The sequence below is a fragment of the Pseudoalteromonas luteoviolacea S2607 genome (assembly GCF_001625575.1).
Taxonomy (GTDB): Bacteria; Pseudomonadota; Gammaproteobacteria; order Enterobacterales; family Alteromonadaceae; genus Pseudoalteromonas; species Pseudoalteromonas luteoviolacea_E.
Map to the genome: position 1 here is coordinate 24,290 of NZ_AUXV01000005.1, position 21,876 is coordinate 46,165.

Genomic DNA, 21,876 nt, shown 5'->3' on the forward strand with positions numbered 1-21,876 from the left:
AGTACTGAGCAACGGGAGCATAACAATGACTGACAATAAAGCGGTGCATATCTCGCTGGTATGTGCAATTTGCTTACTTATCGACCAAGGTACAAAATGGTGGGCAAGTGACTATTTAGTGGCATGGCAAATGACAAGCTACTGGGGAGATTTAATCAGAATTGGTTACACTGAAAATTTGGGTGTTTTTTTAAGTCTTGGTGCCAGCTTCACGGCCACTGAAAGAACACTGTTATTTGTTGTTGCGGTAGGGCTTTTTTTAATAGCGCTGATGGGGTACATGCTCAGAACTCGGGATTTAACTCGGCTTCAGCTTACGTCACTGTCGCTGATATTTGCAGGTGGCTTAGGCAATTTAATTGACCGAGTCTTGAACCAAGGCGCGGTTATCGACTTTATTAATGTTGGGGTTGGCTCTTTGCGCACCGGTATTTTTAATATTGCCGATGTGGCTATCATGATTGGTGCCATCATCATTATTCTGGCTACACCAATTGGGTCTATAAAATCAGCAACTTAACTTTCTAATATGCTGAATGCTTCATGGATGTCGTAAATATCCAATTTTTTATCTGCGGCAAATCCTAAGCTCCTTATCAGAATACAAATAAGGAGCTTAAAATGATTTCACAACCGTATTTACTTACCGAATACCCTCACATTCACAAAGCATTAGGTGGGTTGAGTACTCAAGCTGAACAGTGTTTAACAGGCTCAACTGTGCATTTGATCCGACTTTATATATCACAATTAAACGGATGTAAGTATTGCCAGATCATGCACGAAGATGCATTAAAAGATACCACCAGCCACGCGCAATTTACGCGCTTTCACAAAGCGCTTGCGGAGTCTAACTTGGCACTGTTACCCCAGTTTGAAGCGTCGGCTTTGCGGCTTGCTAAACAGGTTACACAAGTAAAGCCCATCACAGAGTTTGATAATACGCCACTAGATGAAAAGCAATGTCTTGCGGTTATCGCCATCGCGTTGCAAATCAATAGTTGGAATCGTATTGCGATTGGTTTGGGTTTTTAGTGCTTATGGGCGTTCTTAACTTGGATGGCAAGCTGCGATAAATCGGCGATATTGCTGTGGTCCACTTGTCGGACGGGCAATTGGTCAATGGTGTGCCAGCTTTTTTTTATCGGGTCGAGGTAACTTAAGCCTGCTTCGCCCACTTGCCAATTATCATCGAGCAGAATGTTTAACTTGGTATTGTGGGTGGCTTTACAGGTTGGCGGTATCCCCAAGCAAGGTTGGTGTCCTAGCAAATCAAGTACGATATAGCACTTGTCTGCCGCGCGCTGGTAATGAAACTCGCCGTAAAGATTGGAGATAATATCCTGCTCTGACGCGGTAGGAATAAACACTTTACCGCGCCCTGAAATGGTTTTATTTCGCACATAAACGAGCAGGGATATATTAAAATGCACTTGCGCCTTGGATTTGATGCCAAGAAAGAAGTTAGCCAGAAACAAGCCTTGAATACCGGATTGTGAGTTTAACATGGAGCACCTCACTCTCAGAGAATTATAAAAGCTGCGCACAATGTCAGCACCCTAGCTTTTAATTTAGTCAGTGAGATTGAAGAGTGTTATTACACACCATTACAGCTTGCACTATGTTGGACGCGCCTAGGTCTAACTCGAATAAAAGGCCACAAACCCGATTGGTGCGGCAAACCCCGCTATGACTAGCAGCCCTCTTGGGCCCCATACGCCTTTTTTACCTTTCACCATAAATAACGATGACAGAGCTAAATAGATCAGTAAGAGTGCATAGAAGTCTGAAAACCACATCCAAGCTGCCCTTGCTTCATTGAGGTGCAAAAAGTTCAGTTGGCGAAGTAAAAATCGTGGTTTTACTTGCTCTACTAAGACTTGGTTTGTGTGTGGATTTAAGTACAGAGTGGTGTCTTCCAAAAAGAGTTTATACGTATTTCTATCTTGCCAAAAACGTGCTTTAACAGGATTTGATAGTGCGAGTTTTTGAAGGAGTCTAGCTTCGAATTCGGGGGTTTCGAGTTGGTCACTGTCTAGCTGGATTGTATGGCTTTCTCTAGATACTTGGTAATTAGAGTTAAATTGATGAATATGATTAAGCGCAATACCAGAGATAGCAAATACTAATGTCATGCCGATACAAAAATAGCCAATGTCGCGATGTAAGCTGCGATTGAGTTTAAACCAAGACATATTAAACCTTAGTCCTCAATTGTCACGGCGACTGGCGTAAACAGGTGTAAGGTTTCTGGTTTATCAACGGGTGCTAACTGTTGCGCTTGACGCCTTTGATTGGTCTGCTCCAAAGATAAAGGGATGAGCTTTAATGTACCGGTTGCATACGCTGTTTTCCCCTGAGCGGTCATTGGGAATACCATATCACCATCACGTACTTTGACCATCAGTGTTTGAAACTTTTCATCACTGGCCAATTGCATCCAACAGCCGCGTTTTTGGCATACCCGCGTCACGGTGCCTGCAATGGTCGCAGACTCGGTGGTATAGCGCTGTGCATCTTTGAGCAAGGATGAAATGGGTAACAGCTTTGATTTGTCAGCACCACCATTATACGTTTTACTGTTTGCGTCCATACTCATCGTCAGCGTTAGCAAAAAAATAGCTGATATTAAACTTGTTTTCATAGTGTCCCCTTTCTCGTGAATCAAATTTTGAGGTGTTTTAAGTTACGCTAAAATCGAAGTGATTGTAAATTACTCACGCTATTTTCTTAGTTTGCGTGTTCCGATTTATTTATAACTATAAGTTATTTGCTTATTGCGTTAAGCGCTTAGTTTAATTATTCTAATCGCGCATTTCAAATGCGATTCATAATTATTATCATTTAAACTAGGTGAATAAGGACATGAAACTCACTCTTTCTGCGCTCAGTATTGGCGTTTTGGGCGCGATCAATGCGTCTGTAAGTTATGCGCAAACAACAAAACCAAACCAAATAGACGATGTGATTGAAGTTCACGGCCACAAGTTATCTGTCATCAACAAAGACGCTGCAGGCTCGATCACTGCTATGGATAGCGAGGCGATGTCACGACGCCAGCAAGCCGAATTAGCGCAAATTTTGCGGGAAATTCCTGGTGTCGAGCTCTCAGGTAGTGTTACGCCACTTGCCACGCAACCCAGTATTCGAGGTTTATACGGCGAACGCATTCATATTTCTGTGGACAATGTAAAGCGTAAAATTGAATCTGATGGCAATGAAAATATTACGGCAATCAACAGTTTGGGTATTGACCCAAGCCAATTAAAACAGGTGCAGGTGTTGAGAGGTGCTGATTCTCTCACTGTGGGCTCGGGGGCCATTGGTGGTAGTATTCGATTAGTAACCAAAGATGCCAGTGACTACCTAAGTGGCCAGACGGGCTTCGGTTCACAATTAACACTGACACATCAAAGTAACTCGGACAGTAACTTCGTGTCAGGCTCGCTATTTTCTCTAAGCGACAATATGGATACTGTGCTACACATGAGTCGCGTGACCTTCTCCGACATTGATGTCGTTGGCTCGAATGCACAGAGTACCGACGAGCAAGAAATCGATGACGTTGCGCGCTTAGATAAGATCAAAAATGACTCAGAGCGTCAAAACATCGCGTTAAAAAATACGTGGTTTATCGGTAAAGGACATAGCGTGCAGAGCAAAGTCGACTGGTCTGAAACACGCTCTGATGATCAGCCTTATAGGTTAAATGCCAGTTATGGGCTTGCTTATCCGACACTCAGTGAAGACTTTAACAACGACTACATTGAAGTAACGTCGACCTACGTTTATCAGCCAGATAACCGCTATATCGATTTCGACGCACAGCTTGTGTACTCAGACAAAGATTATGAGAAACAAACGATAGGTTACATCACGCGTGGCGAGCGTAAAATTGACTTTACTCGTCACAAACAAGGCGGCACCAAGCGTTATGGAGTAAGGCTGGCTAACCTGTTTGACTTGAGCCACGACTTTGACCATCAAGTTGCAGTGGAACTCAATTATGACTACGAAGAGTTTAGCCAATCCGAGTTTGCGCCAGATGAAGGTGTCACTACGAAGTATGGTGACAGCGATGCCCATAACCTGTCACTGTCAGTGATAGATCAGGTGTCATTGTTGAACGACAAGCTTTTAATGACAGCGGGCGTTCGCTATGACAGCTACAAGCGCAGTAATGATCTCTATACGCAGTTTGCTGAGCATGACGACGGTGAGCTGTCCAATGAGCTTGGTCTGACCTTCAAAGCTACCCAACACATTAATATATATGCAAAATATAGCGAAGCATTCCGTGCTCCTTCGGCGCAAGAGCTATACAAAAAAGATGAGTGGCGCTGTCATATCGGCGGCAAGTTTTGCTATTACGAGCCTCAGCCGGACTTAAAGCCAGAGGAGTCTGAAAACCTAGAAGGTGGCTTTGGTGTCTTTGTGGATGAAATGAATTGGGGCGACTCCTTTGAGCTAAAAGTGATTTACTTTGACAATGAGATTATCAACTTTATCGATAACGTGCCCTTTATGTACTATTACGATAGCAGTGGTGAAAAGCAGCAGGGCTCACCTGGGCCAGAGCCTGCCAATGGGGTGCCGGTTGCGACGCATCGGGATTACAGTGCAAAGAACATCGGCAAGCTGATCAGTCGCGGTTGGGAAGTTGAAATGCACTATGAACTGGGCAAGTTCTCCAGTTACGTTGGCTACTCAACTATCAACATGGATGCGTATGGGGTACCAAACTTTTTCCTCGGCACAGTTGATACCAATAAGCAGCCATACTCTGAGGCGCCAGCAGATAAGCTCAATCTCAGCCTGCAATATCAGGTACTGGATAACTTGGACTTGGGTGCACAAATGCTGGCTTATCGCGCTCAACGACGGTTGACTGAATTTTACCTAAGTCGAGGCTATGGTACTGACTCCTATCAGCTTTTTAATCTCACGGCGAAGTATCAAGGTACGGGTAGTTTATCCGAGTTAGTGGTTCGAGCAGGTATCGATAATCTAACCGATGAGCGCTATGTTCGTGCACCAGCAGGAGAGGCGAGCGATCCTAGTGAGCTTGGTCGTAATTATAAACTGACTCTAAGTTATACGTTCTGATAATAAAAATCCCACACATGCAATGAAATGTGTGGGTAATTTCCTGCCCAATTAAACATAAATGCAACAATTAGCCACAAAAAATAAAATAATGCAAAGATAAATACATTTGAAAATGATAATTGTTTCTATTAGGATCTGCGCGTATTTTTTATTCAGGACCTAACTATGAAGTTGAAATTTTTATCAGTAACAATTGCCGCGTTGTTGGCAACCGGGTGTGGTTCAAGTGGCTCAGACAGTAATTCAGCGCCTACTTTTTCAAGTCAAAACTACACAGTTTCTTTGCAAGAAGACAGCACACAAAGCTTGACCATATCGGCGACTGATAAAGAGCAGCAGTCTTTAACGTATGCTTTGGCCAATGCGCCAGCGCACGGGATTGTTGAAGTAAATGCACAGAGTGGTGCGATAAAATATACACCAGAAGCAAACTATCATGGTGAAGACAGTTTTAAAATCTCTGTCAGTGACGGTCAAAATACCACGCAGACAACAGTGAGTGTGACTGTCAGTCCTGTAAATGACTTGCCTGTCATCGAGCAGGATAAGTTACAAGTGCTTGGTGGGGAGACTAAAGTCGGCCAATTAAACGCAAGTGATGTGGATGGAGATAGCCTCACGTACAGCATCAAAACGGCACCGAAAAATGGTGAATTAGTGGTTGATGCACAAACCGGTGCAGTCACGTACACACCAGCACAATTATCGGCGGCAACTGACAGCGTTGTGGTTGTCGTAACAGATGCACAGGGTGGCAGTGTCGAAAAAGAGTTAGAGATCACATTGGGTCTAACAAGTAACACGGACCGTGCGTATTACTATTTTGCCAGTGATGAGTCGCACTTAAACAAGGCACAAGTGCAGGCAGAAAAGCTCAGTAGCGACATCAACAAAGGGCAGGTTTATTCAAATATTGCACGAGGTTTTGCAATTGCTGGATTAGAGAACGAAGTGGACAAAGCCCTTTCTGAAGACAATATAACGCAGTCTCAAGATTTAGCTTGGGCTAAGTTGTATGTGGCAAATGCGTATATTGAGCAAGGTAAGCTTGATGCAGCCAATACATTGAGACAATCAGCTAACCAGCTTTACACGGAATATATGGCCTCTAAAGGGATTACAAACTTTTATGGTGAGGACCAAAGCTTTTACACTACGTTGGCGTATTCTTATCAGCGCTCTGGCCAACAGGAACTCGCTGATCAGGCGTATAACATTCTAGATATCGCGTTTTCTTCTGTGATTGCGGGTAACTCTACAGCAGCCATGCGCACTTACTTTTCATTTTCAGATCATGCCGGTGATCTCGTTAGCACATGGCAAAGTAGCCTGAACGACACTGACAGGCAAGCTGCGAATGGGCAGCTAGAAAGGCTTTATCGTTATGCACTACAGATGCCTGTTAGCTATGCTAGAAACAACCTAAACGGCAATGAAGGCAAGCCTTACCACTCAATATTACAAGTGGCTTTGGCTTTTGTGATTGACCATTACACAAACCTCAACGAATTTGAAAAAGCCAAACCAATTTTGGCGAAAATGTTGTCGCTATACGGCATTGTGGGGTATGACGAAAACCATGTTTTAGAGGGTGATGAGTATGCCGATGTCACGATGGACGAATATCCGTTTGGCTTGATCGATGCCATTCCTCGCTTTGTTTTGCTCTATCCAGAAAAAGATGTGAATCTGTTATTGGGTAAGTTTGAGACCACAGATTGGAAGTATGGCTGGGCTAAAGATCAGGCTGATGGCGCTGCTGTGTTGGCTAAAGTAAGAAACAGCGAAGATAAACTGGCTGTGTTAGCGGAGCTGCTTAAAAACGAGCAAGGACGTGAAATGCGCGCCTTATTTGTTGACTTGATTTCATACAATATCAATAGTCCGGGTGCGGCAATTTACATCAAAGAGCAAGGGTTTTACTCGGATGCTGCGGCCTACTTAAAAGCGGGGTTAGACATTTTAAGTAGCGATGAGTATCTGCAAGCAAACAAACACTCGACCGCGCTTACGACGGGTGCCACAGGGTGCGAAACAATCATCGGTCAGTATCTCAGTATTGCTCAGTTAACAGGGGATACACAGTACAAGACTGCGGCACAGTCTGCATTGCTAACGTGTCACACAATCGCATCTGAGTTGTATGTGACAGACACAGACATTGAGCTTGATGACCGCATTGATGCAAAGATTAATCTACTACCATACTATGGCGAATTTGCGTTGGCAGGTGAGCAAACAGCGATGCTGAAGTTATTGGATGCGGAGATTGCACAAGCGCAAGACGATGAAGCGAGCAAGTACATGCTACGTGTAGCTAGAGCACTTGCTGCTGGTAAACAATTAACGGCGAGCTTAGTTTACTTTGAGCAAGCTATTGCGCGCATTAAAAAGTTTGATGCCACGTTAGATGCGAGTTTACGCTTTACGTTAACTTACGAAGCATTTGATTACCTCCGCACGAAAGGATCAGAAGTTGGTTATTTAGGCGAAATTGAACAGTTAGCTGGCATGCATGCTGATTATCCGGCGACTATCCAAAAAGCGCGCAACGCATGGACGAGCCTAATCAACGCGCATATTGATGACCTAGAGGAGACTCTTGAGCAACAGCGTATCATTGCATTGACAAACTTCTCTTCACAACTGGTGCGCTTGGCACAGCCTGAACGTGCACTTGAACTGTCTGAACATGCGATACTGGGTGATGTGGAGCGTGACGGTATTCTTACTAGCGTGTCCCTGCATTATGCAACTCAAGATGCGTTTAAGCACTCTGCGATTGCACATGTAGACACCGACGGTGACGGGCTGGTTAACTTCTTTGCAGAACATGCGACGCAAGAGATGATAACAGCATCTGGCCTAATGCTGGACACGGATAGTGACAATGATGGCGTAGAAGACGCGCAAGATACTTACCCATTAGACAGCAAGCGCCAATAATGAAGGTATTTACACCAACAAGGGCTGGCAGCTTGCTGCTGCCCTTCATATCCGGATTTGCATCAGCACAAAACGAACCTCTAGCTGGTACAGCGCTGCAAGAGCAAAAAGAAGCGGAAACGCTGATTGAGGACAGCCGTTACATCGCTTGTAAGGACGATGCACAGCGGTGTCGCCGCGACTACATTGAGCAAATTGAAGTAAGGGGTGATAAGCCGAACCCCATATCGATTTCAAGTGAAGGTTCATATACCTTGGATAGTCAGCTGCTGAGAGATTATCGATCGGGTAACGGCAATCTAACCGATATCTTGGGAATTTTACCTGGGGTGCAATACTCAGAGGCGATGTTAGGTGCGGAGCAGTTGAGTAATATTCGCCCAGCGGAGGTATCCCTGTCGGGGGCTGGTGGGCGAGAGTCCGGATACTTTATTGATGGAGTAAACAATAACTCACTACTCGGTAATGAGCAGAACAGCGAAAATCGCAATTATTTACAAGATGTTATGGGTCATAGTCAAGAGACGTTTGTGAATCTGGATCTGGTGGACAGTATTGAAGTGTTTGATAGCAATATTCCGGCTCGATATGGCCAGTTTAGTGGTGGTGTTGTAGAAGCGGATACTGTGAAAGCCGGGGATGATTTGCAATTTGGTCTCTCGTTTAGAGGAACCAACAAGTCTGCAGTTGAATATAAACGGTTTTACTCTCCTTGGTACGACGGCCAAGATGTGTTGTCAGAGCCAGATTTCAAAAAACACAATATTGGTGCATATGTAAAAGCACCGATAGGCTCGGATACTAGTCTGGTCGCGCAATTCAATATGTTGGAATCGCAGGAGACTTTATTCCAATTAGGGCGTTTGCGATTGCAAAAACAAACGAACTATAACGGCTTCATAAAACTTGACCATGCCTTGACCGCCAATGATGATTTAACGGTCAGTGCCAGTTACTCACCGTTTAAAGGGGAGTACTTCAGCGAAAACGCCGTCAATAGTGACTATATTGTTGACGGAGGAGGCTACAACCTCAATTTAAAATGGTCGGCACAGCGCAGCTGGGGCACGATGGATTCTCAACTGAACTGGCGAGCCAGCGAGAATAATAAAGATACGGCACCTTATTGGTTTGCATGGACCAGTCTGCCTGGTAAGTCTTGGGGCGGTGAATTGGGTTATGAGTCTAGCCTAGAGGGCGGCTTTGGCGATATTGAAAAATCTCAACATACACTGTCGTTTAGTCAAGACTATGAATTTGATTATGGTTCCGTACTTGGCAGTGCATTGAGTTGGCAACTTGGCTTTGAACTTAAGCAGCAATTTGCACAGTTTAACCGCCTCGAAGAAGCCATTATATACAATGGTGCAGTGGTGCGCCCTGAAGTAAATTGTTCTGGCTACACCATTGATTGTGTTGAAACGCAATACAGGGTTCCTGTATCTCAACTTGAAGCGCAATTGGGCCGTAAGCTCGATTTAACGCAGCCTGAGGATATACTGCTACTGAGCAATAATGTAATGCAGAGTGGGCAATTTTTCGCGTATAGAGAGTTGAACCCCAAGGGTGATGCCAGTGCGCGAATTAATAATCTCAGCGCATATGCGGAAGGCCAGTGGCAATGGCGAGATTTAACAATCACTGTCGGTGGCCGTTATGATTACAACGACTTTGTTAAAAACCACAACTTTGCGCCGCGTTTTCGTGGTAATTGGTCGGTATTTTCTGATCAAGGGCAGTGGGTCTTTGGTGCTAACCGGTATTACAGCCAAGATCAGTTAGATTACAAGCTCAATGAAGCAAAGCAGCCTAGCCATTTTGAGGTAAGACATTTACAGAATGGTCGTTTGTCGCAGTGGTTGCCCTCGAAAGTGTCACGGGGCTTTGTTTATCAATATGGCAGCATTCGAACACCGTATACAGATGAGTTGGCACTAGCTTATCGCCACCAGTTATTAGGTGGCACGTTGGAACTGAAGTGGCTTAATCGCTTTGGCCGAGATGGAATTAACCGTATACAAGGCCATAATGAAGTAGGTCAAGCGACGTTATTTGCTGGCAACGAGGGCGCGTATCGCTATAAAAGACTGAGTGCATCATGGATGGCCAGATATGATAACCAACACATAGAAATTAACTTGTCTAAAGTCAGTAATGAAATCGACCCGGTTTCTTTTGATGGAGATCCAACCCTGTCCGTAGGTGGCGAAAAAAAAGTGGCCAATGACGCCTTTGATAGTGATGAATTGGCTTTTTTAGCGGTAGAAAGAGTGACTGCCAAAGAGGAAGTTGAAACTGTTTACCACTTAATGAGCCTCAATGATTTGGAGCTGCAAAAGCAAGACTTTAATCGTCCAATTATCGCCAATATCAGTTGGGGTGGTCACTTTGGCAATTGGCAGATATCTATGATGGCACGCTATAGCGCTGCACAAGATGTTATGTACAAGGCGTCGTATACGCGTAACGCAAGCCAAGCTAATAGTATTTGTGATACTTGCAGCCCGGCTCAAAAAGCCTATCCGGTTTACTTTGAACGACGCCGGCCCAGCGTCACGACGGTCAATAGCAACATCAAGTATATGTTGCTAAATACTCAGCAGTATCAACTTAGTCTCAGTTTGGAGATTGAAAACCTATTTAATCAACGTACCTATATCATTGCGCCCTTGTCGACCGGTATTGAAGTTGGCAGACGCTTTTGGTTAGGGGTGAAACTAGATATTTAGAGGAAAAAATATGTCCATTTCAATGTTAGGCGTGGCAGTTATCGCACAGCTTTGTTATCAACCAAGTGAAGATGTTCATGCAATTAAATTCGAACGTTTTGGCGAGTTGGGTAGCCAATTAAGCGAAGCGAGAAAAGAAGATACGGCCGTATGCCTTGAAGTAAGCAAACATGCCATTGAACAATTAGAAGCGCAAAAACTATTGGCCGCAGAGCCTAGAGCGCTGAGCGTCAAGTAACGCAATTTATACAAGCCTTCGCGGTGTGCTTATTTTAGCGCACCGCTATCACTACTAAGTCACCTATGTATCAAGTTTTTCTAATTACTTTTTGTTTGGTTGTTTCTCCAGCCGTATTTGCTGACGTAGACTTTAAAACGTTGCGAGACTGGTATCACCAAGCGCCCACAAACTGGCCAAAACCAGAGCTCAGTGAAGGTGTTGAGCACCGTGAATTGGGTCTTTTACCAAGCGTTGTTCATCCTGAGTCGAACCCGTTTAGTCGTGACAAAGCCAAGTTAGGACGACGACTTTTTCTTGACCCCAAGCTATCTCGCTCTGGGCAGATTGCCTGTGCGAGCTGTCATGATCGCGACCTTGGCTGGGCTGATGGCAGAACCGTCTCGTTTGGTCACAACAGGCAAACGGGCAAGCGCAATGCCCCCAGTATTGAGAATGCGGCGTTTTGGCATACGCTATTTTGGGATGGACGCGCAAACAGCCTTGAGCAACAAGCGCTCATGCCTATTCAAGACCCGCTAGAAATGAACTTCACATTGCCAGAAATGGTTGCAAGACTGAATGACGATCCAGATTATGTGTCAGCATTTAAGCATGCTTTTAATACGACACCAATTAACGCTGAGCACGTGGCAAAGGCATTGGCGACATACCAGCGCACGATTGTGTCACGACGTTCTGATTTTGATTACTTTTTACTGGCAAAAACGCAAGCAAACCCGCGTATGCAAAAGGCCTATAGTCAAAAGCTCAGCGATCAAGCGTTATGGGGGTTGCACCTTTTTAGAACTAAAGCTCGATGTATGAACTGCCACAATGGTCCATTGCTTAGTGACAATGGCTTTCACAATATTGGGTTGACCTACTATAAGCGCGAGTATGAAGATTTAGGGCGCTATTTGGTAACGGGCAAAGCAAGTGATGTAGGGAAGTTTAAAACGCCTAGTTTGCGCGGTGTTATGAATAGCAAACCTTGGATGCATAATGGGCTGTTAGCAGACATGGAAGGCGTGATGGCAATCTATAACGCGGGGGGCTTTCGTTTTAGTGGAGATCCTGAAGATCCACTCGCACCAATTACTTCGCCTTTGCTGCAACCGCTTTCTTTAACTCAAAAAGAGCGACAAGCGCTGGTGGCATTTATGGAAGCGCTCACCCCATATTCGAGTGCAGGTATCGTGCGCTAAATTTAAGTGTTGGTGACCGGTGGCTGTGAAGGACGTGTGAGTAGGTAAGCTAGTACAGAAACTTCGATAATGGCCACGATCACCAGAACATACCAAGGGGCTTGGCTTAAGCACAATAAAATATAGCCAATGAGCATGCCAATACCGGCTCCCCATTTGCCTTTGGGTGGTACAACTTGATGTTCTCGCCAAGCGATAAGTGAAGGGCCAAATTTGGGATGAGTCAGTAGCCAGTTTTCAAACTTTGGTGATGAACGGGAGAAGCAAGCGAGTGCAAGAATAAAAAAGATGGTTGTGGGCATAACGGGCAGCGCCATACCGATAAAACCTAAGCCTACAAAAATGATGCCCGCAGCATGTAACCAGAAACAGCGATTGAAGAGCTTTTTCATACTGGGCTGTTTCTCCTGTGTTAAAAAGTGACCTGTGCACCTGCGGAAGTCTGATCACTCGCTTAAACATACGAATAATACAAAATCGAACACATGTTATTTTAACAGCAGTTGCTTCTCCATTATAGACGAAAAGCGCAGTAATTTATTCCGATATAACAAGCTGGGTGTGGAATGTCATGCAAATATGGAGAATTTGCATGACAATATGAAGGGCTAGAAGTAGTAGCCAATGTTGATATTGAAGCGGCGCTCAACATCTTCACTTTGTCCAGAGATAGTCCCCCCTACAAATGGTTGGTTTTTCGCGTGAACAAGGTCAATGTATGAGAAAATGGGGCCTGCGGTAACAGCGACGCCAGTCACATTCATCCAAGTGTTTGCAGAATTATCTGACTTATTGTAGATGGTACCAAAATCGTTATATAGCTGTAGATGTGTAACGGGACCATAATTGACGGACCAGTTATAGGCGATATTGGCACTCGACATCGTGGCCTCAGTCGGCATGGTGTCGTAAGTTGCGTTCGCAGCAATTGCTATTCTATCTATATTATCTAGCTGGTAATCATATTTACCGTGCTGTAGCTGCAAGTGCCAGTTTCCGAATTGGCTGTTCATATGCAGTGCCCAAGCTTGGTAATCACCTGCACTGTATTGGCCGTCATGCAGTCCACCACTCAGTACTGACATGCCCAGTGCGGTTGAGCCAGCAAAATGTTCTAGATGGTAATGGTAGCGCGCAACAAAGGTATTTTGCTCAGCTAGTTGAGCTTTAGGTGCATCATAGAGCCCTTCGTTTGCATCTCTGATACCGACAATATCGATTGAATAGCGGTCTTTGCGGTCTTCTACATACCCATCAATCCCGCCAAGCTCATCATTTTTGAAAAAACCCAGATCCAGTTGCCAGTTGTCGGCAACTTTACGCTTCATCACTAGGCCCATATCATAATCATCTTCTAAACCGACAAAATAGTTGGGGCTCATAAAGAAGCTATGTGAGTTGTACGGGTCATTGCCAAATGGCACTTGGGTTAACCCGAGTTGTGCTTGCCACTGTGATGTCACATCATAATCGAGATAGGCATATTTAACGACACTCATATAATCGAAGAAACGAATTTCGGCATTTAGCCCGATGTCTGCAACTTCGCCTGAAAAGTTAAAGCGAAATACATCAAAATCAAAATCTCCGCCTCGGTTTTTAGCATCTTCATCATAGGAGTTGGTTGAGTAGTTTACGCGAATTGCACCACCCACTTTGATACCCGGATCGGATTCTGCTTGCTCTGTGTGTTGTTGTTCGATTTTTTCAATTTTTTGCTGCAACATAGCAAGTTGCTGCTTCAATTCAGAGAGCTCATCGGTGTTTGATAATGCGACGGTTGGAACCATCAAAAGTGTGCTGCACAGGGCTAAAGTATGTCTGGAACTTCTTGACATGGGTTAGATAATCCGAGGGATGAGGTTTAACAAAGGCGCAAGCCTAACGTACAAAATATATGTGTGCAAATTGGGGAAGTTTGCATCTTTTGTCGGCTTGTAAGTGGCTTGTATCTATGTGGTAACAGGCATAATAAAATGTCAGATTGTTGCGTAATATTTGTTATGGTTTGGAACCATCCAAGGGCACTTTAATTAAACTAGCTTTACAAAATTAATTATAAAAAACATGTGGTTGATATTTTTATTGTAAATAAAGTGCAACTCAGAAACAAATATCCTCATGACGGAAAAAAAGTCGCACTTTAGTGAATAAATTTCGTCTCTTGTCCTGCTCGGTATCAGGTGTTTAAAAGTAGTAACCAAAGTTCAAGTTAAAACGGCGCTCAGTATCGTCGCTGTCACCTGCAATTGAGCCACCGACGAATGGCTGGTTTTTCGCATTGACAAAGTCTAAATAAGAAAAGAAAGCGCCCGCAGACATAGACACTCCAGTCACATTCATCCAAGTATCACTGCTGTTGTCCGATTTGTCATAGATAATGCCAAAATCGTTATAAAACTGCAGAGAGTTAATTGGGCCCAATTTTACTTTCATGCTATAAGCAATATTCATATTGGACATGGTCGCTTGCGCCGCGATTGAGTCATAAAACGCGTAAGCGCCCACTGCAATGCGATCGACATTGGCGATGTTATAGTCATATTCGCCGTGTTGTAGTTGTAAATTCCACGGTCCGATATTGGCGTTTAAATGTACCGCCCAGGCTTGGTAATCTCCCGCTTTTGAAACCCCATTATGCAAGTCCCCCATTAAACCCGAAACGCCTAACTCGGTGGTACCGCCGCTGTGCTTGAAGTGATAACCATAGCGCCCAGAAAAGGTATTGTATTCACCAAGTGGCTGTGTGGGGTCGTCATAGATACCATCTGTGGGGGCTCTAAAGCCAACAATGTCATAAGAGTAGCGGTCGCTGCGATCTTCTACATATCCATCTACACCGCCTAGTTCATCGTTTTTAAAGAAACCGAGATCGAGTTGCCAGTTATCTGCAAGTTTACGTTTGAATAGCACACCCATGTCATGGTCGTCTTCAAGCCCAACATAATAGGTTGTGCCAAAGAACCAACTATGGGAATTATATGGCCAGTTACCGAATGGCACTTTGGTTAAACCAACTTGCGCTTGCCAGTCTTGAGCAAAGTCATAATAGAGGTAGGCATACTTTACAGCAGTCATATAATCGAAATACCGCCACTCGGCATTTAAGCCAAAGCCGCCAATGTTGCCTGAAAAATTTATACGAAATACATCTAACTCAAAATCGCCACCTCGATTTTTATTGTCATCGTCGTATGACGTATGACTGAAGTTTGTGCGCACTGCACCGCCGACTTTGATGCTTGGTTTAGAGGCCTGTTCTTTAGCCTTAGCTTTTTGTTTAGCCTCAGCTTGCTTGGTTTTCTCAAGCTGGGTGATCCGCTGTTGTAACTTGAGCAGCTGCTGTTTGAGCTCTGCCAGCTCTTCATCTGAGGCTAAAGCAGGCGTAGCACCCGCTTGCAGTACAAGTGCGATGACAAGACATGCTTTGGGATTAAGCGGCATGGGAGGACATCCATATAACAGTGGCTATTGCTCCTAAGCGTAGTTGACTATTGATTAGTTTGCACAGTGGGATTAAGCGCTGAGCCCACTGAAAATTTTTAATCTTTTTGTATAGTTGAGGATCTACAACTATATTTTTTGAATGCTCACAGGAAGTTTTCGCTATGAATATTTCGCAAAAGTTACGCCTCGCATTCATCACTGCCATTGTTGTCCCGCTCGTCATTATTGCCGCCATTGTGATCAGTCAAACTCGACAGCTTGCCATTGATAAATTTGTTGAAATGAGTAGCCGAGAGGCGCAGCAAATAGACAATGGGATCAGCATGTTTTTTGATGAAGTGGCGAAGAATGTCACTTACCTATCCGGCCACCCGGATGTGCAAAATGGCGGTACTAATGTTTCCGTATACATTGATAACCCCAGTGCAAAACAAATGACACCCGATACAGGCACAGCCGTGGAGCAGCGACTCTTTGATTTATATAATCAGTTTGGCCGATCCCATCCGGGCATTTCATACATCTACTTTGGCAACCCTGAAGGGGGATATATTCAGTGGCCTAAAGGGCAGGTGAGTGCACAATATGATCCCCGTGTAAGGCCTTGGTACACCACAGGCAAGCGCGCAAATGGACAAACATCGCTTACTGACGCCTACTATTGGGAACCCGATGATACGGCTATCATTTCAACGGTAAAAGCGGTGAAATCTAATGGCCAGTTTGTGGGCGTTCAGGGCATGGATGTCTCTTTAAAGGGCTTAACCGATATTATTAAAAGCATCAAATTAGGTGAAACCGGTTATTTGATGCTGGAAGAAGATACCGGCACGATTTTGGTAAATGCAAAGCACCCTGATTACACCTTTAAACACATCGACGAAGTAGAAAATGGCTTGTATCGTGAACTTAACCGCAGCCCCGATGGATTGTTTGAAATTACCATAGATGGCACTGAATACTTCTCAAATATTTATACTTCAAAAACACTGGGCTGGAAGTTTATTGCCTTTGTGGAGCAACAAGAAGTGATGAGTACGGCCAATAATATGATGTGGACACTCATTGTGATTAGTCTTGTTTTAGTGGCTGTTTTCATTGTGTTGGCAACATATATTGCGGGCTTACTTTCAGGACCCATTGTGAATGTGAGTGATGGCTTGACGGCGATATCTCAAGGTGGCGGGGACTTAACCAAGCGACTAGACGTGAATACCCAAGATGAAACGGGCAGGCTAGCAGAGAGCTTTAACCAATTTCTCAATCTGATAGCGCAATTGGTACAGCAAATAAATCACTGTGCTCAACAGGTCAATCAAACAGCGCTGGCAACGGCAGGACAAGCCGATGAATTAACGGGCTCCACAAGCTCACAGCAACAAGCATTAGAGATGGCTGCGACGGCAATTAACCAAATGGCAGCCACAGCTAATGAAGTTGCGTCTAGTTGCGCCAATGCTGCAGAACTTGCTACGCAAACGCAGCATGCGTCTGAACTTGGCCAAACCGTGATCACAGAAACGGTTCATAGTGTGGCGGATCTGTCCGATGTGATTAATCGCGCTACGACAGACATCACAAAACTCGACAGTGAAAGCGAAAACATTATGTCGATATTGAGTGTGATCCGTGGGATAGCTGAGCAAACTAACTTATTGGCACTGAATGCGGCCATTGAGGCAGCCAGAGCAGGGGAGCACGGCAGAGGCTTTGCGGTCGTGGCCGATGAAGTACGGGCTTTGTCACAACGCACCTCAGAATCAACAGAAGAAATCGCCTCCCAATTAGACAAGCTACGCAAAATGACAGAGGGGGTGTCGAGCGATATGAAAAACAGTTTAACCAGAACAGAAAAAACCGTCGAGCTAACGCATTCTGCCCAAAATCAATTTATTGAGATAACACAATCGATTCAGAATATCAGTGATTTAAATACCCAAATTGCTACGGCGGCAGAAGAGCAGCAGCATGTTGCGGAAGACATCAATCGCAATGTAGTAGAGATTAAAAATGCCGCAGATAGTGTCAGCGCGATTGCCAGTGATACTTGTGACAATGGGGAGAAAATGACGGGCTTGTCGCATCAACTCACAGAATTGGTTGGTAAATTCAAAGTTTGAGTGCATAAAAATGTAAAAAATGCCGCTATTTTGAACAAAATTGTTGAAGATCATTCATAGTGTGTAATTGTGGTTTACTCGGTGAAAGTGGCTCGGTAATGTAAGGATAGTTAGAGACAATTGATAGGTGGATCATGGAATTTTCCGAATCGGTAAAATTAGCAAGAACCGAGACTGGACTAGAGTATTTTGAGGTAAATAGTCCATTATGCCAAGCAAAGATTTTTCTTCAGGGGGCGCAACTTACGGAGTTTATTCCGACTGGTAAAGCTGATTTGATGTGGGTGTCTGCTGATGAAGATTATCAAGAGGGAACATCATTCAGAGGGGGGATTCCTATTTGCTGGCCTTGGTTTGGCACGCATGAAAACCCAGACTGGCCAGCGCATGGTGTCGCTAGAAAGGTCGTTTGGCGAGCAGAGAAAGTCATCGAAACGGCACAAGAAGTCAGAATTTCTTTGTCTTTACCTATGGTTCAGGTGGACAAGACATATTGGCCTCACGAGTCTAGATTAGAAGTTGAGTTTATACTGAATGATTCTGTAGAGGTGAGGTTGACTAACACTAACCTAGGCAGCGAGCCATTTTCACTGACTCAAGCCTTACACACTTACCTGCCTACGTCAGACATTAAGGTAACGCAAGTCGATGGACTTCAGGGCGCACAATATATCGAGTTTGGAGAGGGTCCGTTTAAGCAGGATAGCATCGTTGAGTTTGCCCGTGAAACCGATATGGTGTACACACAAGCGACACCGGTACAAACAATTCGCACGCCTGATGGCATTATTGAAGTGTCGCGAGAAAACTCCGCTTCTTGTGTTCTGTGGAACCCGTGGATCGAAAAGTCTAAGCGCTTGAGTAACTTCCAAGACGAAGAGTACTTGGGCATGTTGTGTTTGGAAGCTGCTAATGTATTAGAAGACATCGCAACGGTTGAGCCGGGTCAAAGCCACACCCTGACGACAAAAGTTCGCTGGCTGTAACCTTTTAGAATCTAGTTGATTGGCGTATCCTAGCGATATTTAAAGGTTGGGATACGCAGTATTAACGATGACCATATTGATCATTGACGACAACGTAGAAGTACGACTCAGCATCGCTTACTTCTTAGAAGATCAGGGCTTTGATGTCATTGAAGCCGAATCCCCCGATATTGCTAAACAATTACTGAGTGTAAAAGCGATATCACTTATTTTACTCGATATGAATTTCACGCGGGATACTACCTCTGGTGACGAAGGTCTGAGCTTTTTAAGCTGGTTACATACTCGGTCTAAGCCCCCCGCAGTTATTTGCTTGACAGGTTGGGGTAGTGTCTCGTTAGCTGTGCAGGCGCTGCAATTGGGGGCCTGTGATTTTATTGAAAAACCTTGGCAAAACGAAGAATTACTCGCCTCAATTCAACAGCAGCAAACGCTAAGCCAGCGCCAAGGATCACGCTTAGCAGACTGCCAAGCTGAGATGTCTAGTACGGTTGAGAATCAGCGTACGTATGATTGGCAGTCGCCGATAATGCGATCTTTCGAGGCTAAATTAGCTCGGATAGCGAAAACCGATGCGACCATACTACTGTGTGGAGAAAGTGGTGTGGGCAAAAGCCATGTGGTAGAAGGCTTACATTCGCAGTCTCTTAGGGCAAGCGGGCCTTTGGTAAGTGTTAACGTGGGCGCGTTATCCGCTAGCCTGTTCGAAAGTGAGCTATTCGGCCATGTGAAAGGGGCGTTTACGGATGCGAAAGCCACTCGAGATGGTCGGTTTACGATCGCCGATGGCGGGACATTGTTCTTGGATGAAATCGCAACGCTATCTTTGCCTTTGCAAGCCAAACTTTTGCGCGTATTAGAGTCAGGAGAATATGAAGTACTCGGTAGCAGCGAAACGTTGCGAAGTGACGTACGTGTCATTTGTGCGACGAATGCCAATCTTAATGCACTGGTTGAACAAGGTGCATTTCGCAATGACTTACTGTATCGCATTAACACCTTTGTTTTTGAGCTTCCTCCTCTGCGACAGCGAAAAGAAGATATTGCACCTTTTGCACAGTACCTGTTGGAACGCCACGCGATTAGATACCAGATGATAGCGAAGCCATTCAGTCAAGAAGTGGTGGCGGCATTACTGCGCTACCCATGGCCTGGCAATATTCGCGAACTCAGCCATGTCATGGAACGTGCGTTACTAATGAGTGAAGGTGACCAAATCGAGTTACATGATTGCCAGCTGCGCTTGGCAAGGCCAGTCGCTGGACATTCAACACATCATGATGCTTTAAACTCACAGCAACAAACACTCGCAGATATAGAAAAGGCCGCCATTTCAAAGGTCTTGTCTGAGGAAAACGGTGTGGTGGATAGTTCTGCTAAACGTTTAGGTATCAGTAAATCCTCGCTATACAGAAGGCTCGATAAATACGGGCTAAAAAATGAAAGCTAATTTAGAGCGTGAAATACAGCTCTATATGCTGGTGCTGAATAGCTTTGTTGTCATGCTGTTGTTTGTAATGGTAAATTTTGTGCTGTCTTCACCTTATATTGCAGTGACACTTAGCTCCGCAGCTTTTTTGGCGTTACAAGCTATTTCGCGTTGGCTGAAAAAGCGCATTGTAGGCGTATTTAAACGCGCGAATATGCAACTTGAAGCAATGCAACAAAGCGATTTTAACCATCAGCTCAAGCCGCACTTTTTGTCCGGTGAAGTGGCTGAGTTTGAAAGTCGCTTAGTCGCGCTCAGTGAGCAGTTACATCGAGATAAAGCGAAATACAATCGCCAGCTGTTCGTTGTTTACCAATTAATCGATAAATTACCTAGCCCGATTTGGATATTCGATGAGAATGATCAACTCAGTTATGCAAATCCTGCTTTTGAGCTGATTTATCATATACCTTGGCAGAGTGCCAAGGGGCGCACAAGTGCGCAGTTAGAATTGGTGAATAAGCAAGGAGAGTGGAGCTTTATCCGCAATACATTACGTAACAACTGGACCTTAAACAGCAGTGAATTTTTTGACGAAGGACAACGCCATCATTTGATCATTGCAACCGATATTCGTAAAGCACTAAGGCATCAAGAATTAGCTGCTTGGCAACGACTGCTCAGAGTCATAGGTCACGAAATACATAACTCGTTGTCGCCAATCAGCTCCTTGGCACAAAGCCTGAAAGCGAAAGTAACACAGCCTCGGGATCATAATGCGTTGACTGTTATCGAACAGCGTAGCGCCCACATCCAGCAGTTTGTTTCCCGCTATAATCAAATCGCTAAACCGCTAGATTTACGTCGAGAAAAAGTGGTGTTATACGATTTATTGATGTCCATCAAAAAGCTATGCAGTGAAATGTATGATGATCAACATATCGACTTGGACTGCTCTGTGCGTCATTGCTATTGCGATCCTCAGTTACTTGAACAAGCATTGATCAACCTCCTTAAAAATGCTTTTGAGGCGAATTTAACGCAGCATCCTACGGGGCGTTTAGTGCAGCTTAGTGCGGTTTATCAGGCAGCACACATCGTAATTTCTATAGCTGATCAAGGAGGAGGGTTTGTGAATATAGACAATGCTATGACGCCTTTTTATTCAACCAAGTCGAGTGGTCAGGGAATTGGTATTACGTTAAGCCGGCAAATAGTCGAGCAGCATGGTGGAAGCTTTTCAGTAAGCAATGGTTTACACGGAGCAGAAATAAAAATCGCACTGCCCAATTGATAATAATTCTCATTACTATATAATTCAATTCCTAACTCAGAGTGGTTGTGCATAGTGCATGCACCACACAATGACTTGGCTAACGCTGCGAGGAGTGCATTATGTTAGTGTTGTATCCGTTTTTAGCTTTTCTATTCATGACTTTTGTTCTTAAGAACATACAACTACCCAGTCATACCAAGCTTTGGCTAAGCCGCTTAAGTGTGTGGAGTGTCGCGGCAGCCATGGCCGTGGCGAAGTTTACACTTGGCTTAAGTGTCTTATTTTCCATGGTGGCATTTGTCGTAGTTGGTGCTATTTTAACGCTGTTTACTTCTCTAGGAGCGATGGCTCGTCACGATTAACCCTTTCGTGAGTGTGAAAATTGGCTTACTGTTGATAAGTGAGATAA

18 protein-coding genes are annotated in these 21,876 nt (G+C 44.5%); 12 read left to right on the forward strand and 6 right to left on the reverse strand.

Annotated features, from left to right (window positions below):
• Window positions 1-25 precede the first annotated feature (25 nt).
• Complete coding sequence (gene lspA / locus N480_RS04815; RefSeq protein ID WP_063371475.1) at window positions 26-520, forward strand: signal peptidase II; 495 nt, start codon at window positions 26-28, stop codon at window positions 518-520.
• A gap of 101 nt (window positions 521-621) precedes the next feature.
• Entirely contained in the window at window positions 622-1,035 is a 414-nt protein-coding gene (locus N480_RS04820; protein WP_063371413.1) for a carboxymuconolactone decarboxylase family protein, read from the forward strand.
• Here the strand turns inward: N480_RS04820 and N480_RS04825 are convergent.
• The 3 genes from N480_RS04825 to N480_RS04835 all read right to left on the reverse strand — a co-directional run bounded on the left by N480_RS04825 (window position 1,032) and on the right by N480_RS04835 (window position 2,644).
• Window positions 1,032-1,508 (reverse strand): DUF1842 domain-containing protein, encoded by a 477-nt coding sequence (locus N480_RS04825; protein ID WP_063371414.1) that lies wholly within the window; start codon window positions 1,506-1,508, stop codon window positions 1,032-1,034. The genes N480_RS04820 and N480_RS04825 overlap by 4 nt on opposite strands.
• 132 nt (window positions 1,509-1,640) lie before the next feature.
• On the reverse strand, window positions 1,641-2,195 hold the full coding sequence (locus N480_RS04830) for a PepSY-associated TM helix domain-containing protein (RefSeq protein WP_063371415.1): 555 nt from the start codon (window positions 2,193-2,195) through the stop codon (window positions 1,641-1,643).
• A gap of 8 nt (window positions 2,196-2,203) precedes the next feature.
• Window positions 2,204-2,644 (reverse strand): DUF4920 domain-containing protein, encoded by a 441-nt coding sequence (locus N480_RS04835; RefSeq protein WP_063371416.1) that lies wholly within the window; start codon window positions 2,642-2,644, stop codon window positions 2,204-2,206.
• 221 nt (window positions 2,645-2,865) lie between these two features.
• Between N480_RS04835 and N480_RS04840 the strand changes: the two genes are divergently transcribed.
• The 5 genes from N480_RS04840 to N480_RS04860 all read left to right on the forward strand — a co-directional run bounded on the left by N480_RS04840 (window position 2,866) and on the right by N480_RS04860 (window position 12,209).
• Window positions 2,866-5,106, forward strand: coding sequence for a TonB-dependent receptor domain-containing protein (locus tag N480_RS04840; protein WP_063371417.1), 2,241 nt, complete (start codon window positions 2,866-2,868; stop codon window positions 5,104-5,106).
• A gap of 168 nt (window positions 5,107-5,274) precedes the next feature.
• The gene (locus N480_RS04845) at window positions 5,275-8,055 is read left to right on the forward strand and encodes an Ig-like domain-containing protein (protein ID WP_063371418.1); all 2,781 of its coding nucleotides are present in this window, start codon (window positions 5,275-5,277) and stop codon (window positions 8,053-8,055) included.
• Window positions 8,055-10,784 (forward strand): TonB-dependent receptor plug domain-containing protein, encoded by a 2,730-nt coding sequence (locus tag N480_RS04850; protein WP_063371419.1) that lies wholly within the window; start codon window positions 8,055-8,057, stop codon window positions 10,782-10,784. Before N480_RS04845 ends, N480_RS04850 begins: the two co-directional genes overlap by 1 nt.
• A 10-nt stretch (window positions 10,785-10,794) precedes the next feature.
• On the forward strand, window positions 10,795-11,022 hold the full coding sequence (locus tag N480_RS04855; RefSeq protein WP_063371420.1) for a hypothetical protein: 228 nt from the start codon (window positions 10,795-10,797) through the stop codon (window positions 11,020-11,022).
• Window positions 11,023-11,087: 65 nt separating this feature from the next.
• Window positions 11,088-12,209, forward strand: coding sequence for a cytochrome-c peroxidase (locus N480_RS04860; protein WP_063371421.1), 1,122 nt, complete (start codon window positions 11,088-11,090; stop codon window positions 12,207-12,209).
• Window positions 12,210-12,211: 2 nt separating this feature from the next.
• Here N480_RS04860 and N480_RS04865 read toward each other — a convergent pair whose 3' ends face one another.
• From N480_RS04865 to N480_RS04875, 3 genes are all read right to left on the reverse strand, one after another.
• On the reverse strand, window positions 12,212-12,601 hold the full coding sequence (locus N480_RS04865; protein ID WP_063371422.1) for a YbaN family protein: 390 nt from the start codon (window positions 12,599-12,601) through the stop codon (window positions 12,212-12,214).
• A gap of 216 nt (window positions 12,602-12,817) precedes the next feature.
• Window positions 12,818-14,047: a FlxA-like family protein gene (locus N480_RS04870; RefSeq protein WP_063371423.1), complete on the reverse strand. Its 1,230-nt coding sequence runs from the start codon at window positions 14,045-14,047 to the stop codon at window positions 12,818-12,820.
• Window positions 14,048-14,396: 349 nt separating this feature from the next.
• Complete coding sequence (locus N480_RS04875; protein WP_063371424.1) at window positions 14,397-15,653, reverse strand: hypothetical protein; 1,257 nt, start codon at window positions 15,651-15,653, stop codon at window positions 14,397-14,399.
• A gap of 164 nt (window positions 15,654-15,817) precedes the next feature.
• Between N480_RS04875 and N480_RS04880 the strand changes: the two genes are divergently transcribed.
• The 5 genes from N480_RS04880 (at window position 15,818) to N480_RS04900 (ending at window position 21,829) form a co-directional block, all read left to right on the forward strand.
• Window positions 15,818-17,776 carry a methyl-accepting chemotaxis protein gene (locus tag N480_RS04880; RefSeq protein WP_063371425.1) on the forward strand — a complete coding sequence of 653 codons (1,959 nt, stop codon included), beginning with the start codon at window positions 15,818-15,820 and terminating at the stop codon, window positions 17,774-17,776.
• A gap of 134 nt (window positions 17,777-17,910) precedes the next feature.
• On the forward strand, window positions 17,911-18,762 hold the full coding sequence (locus N480_RS04885) for a D-hexose-6-phosphate mutarotase (RefSeq protein WP_063371426.1): 852 nt from the start codon (window positions 17,911-17,913) through the stop codon (window positions 18,760-18,762).
• Between the two features lie 67 nt (window positions 18,763-18,829).
• Window positions 18,830-20,212, forward strand: a complete 1,383-nt coding sequence (locus tag N480_RS04890; RefSeq protein ID WP_063371427.1) for a sigma-54-dependent transcriptional regulator — start codon at window positions 18,830-18,832, stop codon at window positions 20,210-20,212.
• Entirely contained in the window at window positions 20,202-21,485 is a 1,284-nt protein-coding gene (locus N480_RS04895) for a sensor histidine kinase (RefSeq protein ID WP_063371428.1), read from the forward strand. Before N480_RS04890 ends, N480_RS04895 begins: the two co-directional genes overlap by 11 nt.
• A gap of 101 nt (window positions 21,486-21,586) precedes the next feature.
• Window positions 21,587-21,829 carry a hypothetical protein gene (locus tag N480_RS04900; protein ID WP_063371429.1) on the forward strand — a complete coding sequence of 81 codons (243 nt, stop codon included), beginning with the start codon at window positions 21,587-21,589 and terminating at the stop codon, window positions 21,827-21,829.
• The last annotated feature ends 47 nt before the right edge of the window (window positions 21,830-21,876 follow it).

Bases quoted from the DNA above. Each gene is read 5' to 3' on its own strand.
- N480_RS04890 (WP_063371427.1), top strand. From the start codon at position 18,830: ATGACCATATTGATCATTGACGACAACGTAGAAGTACGACTCAGCATC.
- N480_RS04870 (WP_063371423.1), bottom strand. From the start codon at position 14,047: ATGTCAAGAAGTTCCAGACATACTTTAGCCCTGTGCAGCACACTTTTG.
- N480_RS04900 (WP_063371429.1), top strand. From the start codon at position 21,587: ATGTTAGTGTTGTATCCGTTTTTAGCTTTTCTATTCATGACTTTTGTT.
- N480_RS04825 (WP_063371414.1), bottom strand. From the start codon at position 1,508: ATGTTAAACTCACAATCCGGTATTCAAGGCTTGTTTCTGGCTAACTTC.
- N480_RS04820 (WP_063371413.1), top strand. From the start codon at position 622: ATGATTTCACAACCGTATTTACTTACCGAATACCCTCACATTCACAAA.
- N480_RS04865 (WP_063371422.1), bottom strand. From the start codon at position 12,601: ATGAAAAAGCTCTTCAATCGCTGTTTCTGGTTACATGCTGCGGGCATC.
- N480_RS04855 (WP_063371420.1), top strand. From the start codon at position 10,795: ATGTCCATTTCAATGTTAGGCGTGGCAGTTATCGCACAGCTTTGTTAT.
- N480_RS04880 (WP_063371425.1), top strand. From the start codon at position 15,818: ATGAATATTTCGCAAAAGTTACGCCTCGCATTCATCACTGCCATTGTT.
- N480_RS04840 (WP_063371417.1), top strand. From the start codon at position 2,866: ATGAAACTCACTCTTTCTGCGCTCAGTATTGGCGTTTTGGGCGCGATC.
- N480_RS04835 (WP_063371416.1), bottom strand. From the start codon at position 2,644: ATGAAAACAAGTTTAATATCAGCTATTTTTTTGCTAACGCTGACGATG.
- N480_RS04885 (WP_063371426.1), top strand. From the start codon at position 17,911: ATGGAATTTTCCGAATCGGTAAAATTAGCAAGAACCGAGACTGGACTA.
- N480_RS04860 (WP_063371421.1), top strand. From the start codon at position 11,088: ATGTATCAAGTTTTTCTAATTACTTTTTGTTTGGTTGTTTCTCCAGCC.
- N480_RS04895 (WP_063371428.1), top strand. From the start codon at position 20,202: ATGAAAGCTAATTTAGAGCGTGAAATACAGCTCTATATGCTGGTGCTG.
- N480_RS04830 (WP_063371415.1), bottom strand. From the start codon at position 2,195: ATGTCTTGGTTTAAACTCAATCGCAGCTTACATCGCGACATTGGCTAT.
- lspA (WP_063371475.1), top strand. From the start codon at position 26: ATGACTGACAATAAAGCGGTGCATATCTCGCTGGTATGTGCAATTTGC.
- N480_RS04850 (WP_063371419.1), top strand. From the start codon at position 8,055: ATGAAGGTATTTACACCAACAAGGGCTGGCAGCTTGCTGCTGCCCTTC.
- N480_RS04875 (WP_063371424.1), bottom strand. From the start codon at position 15,653: ATGCCGCTTAATCCCAAAGCATGTCTTGTCATCGCACTTGTACTGCAA.
- N480_RS04845 (WP_063371418.1), top strand. From the start codon at position 5,275: ATGAAGTTGAAATTTTTATCAGTAACAATTGCCGCGTTGTTGGCAACC.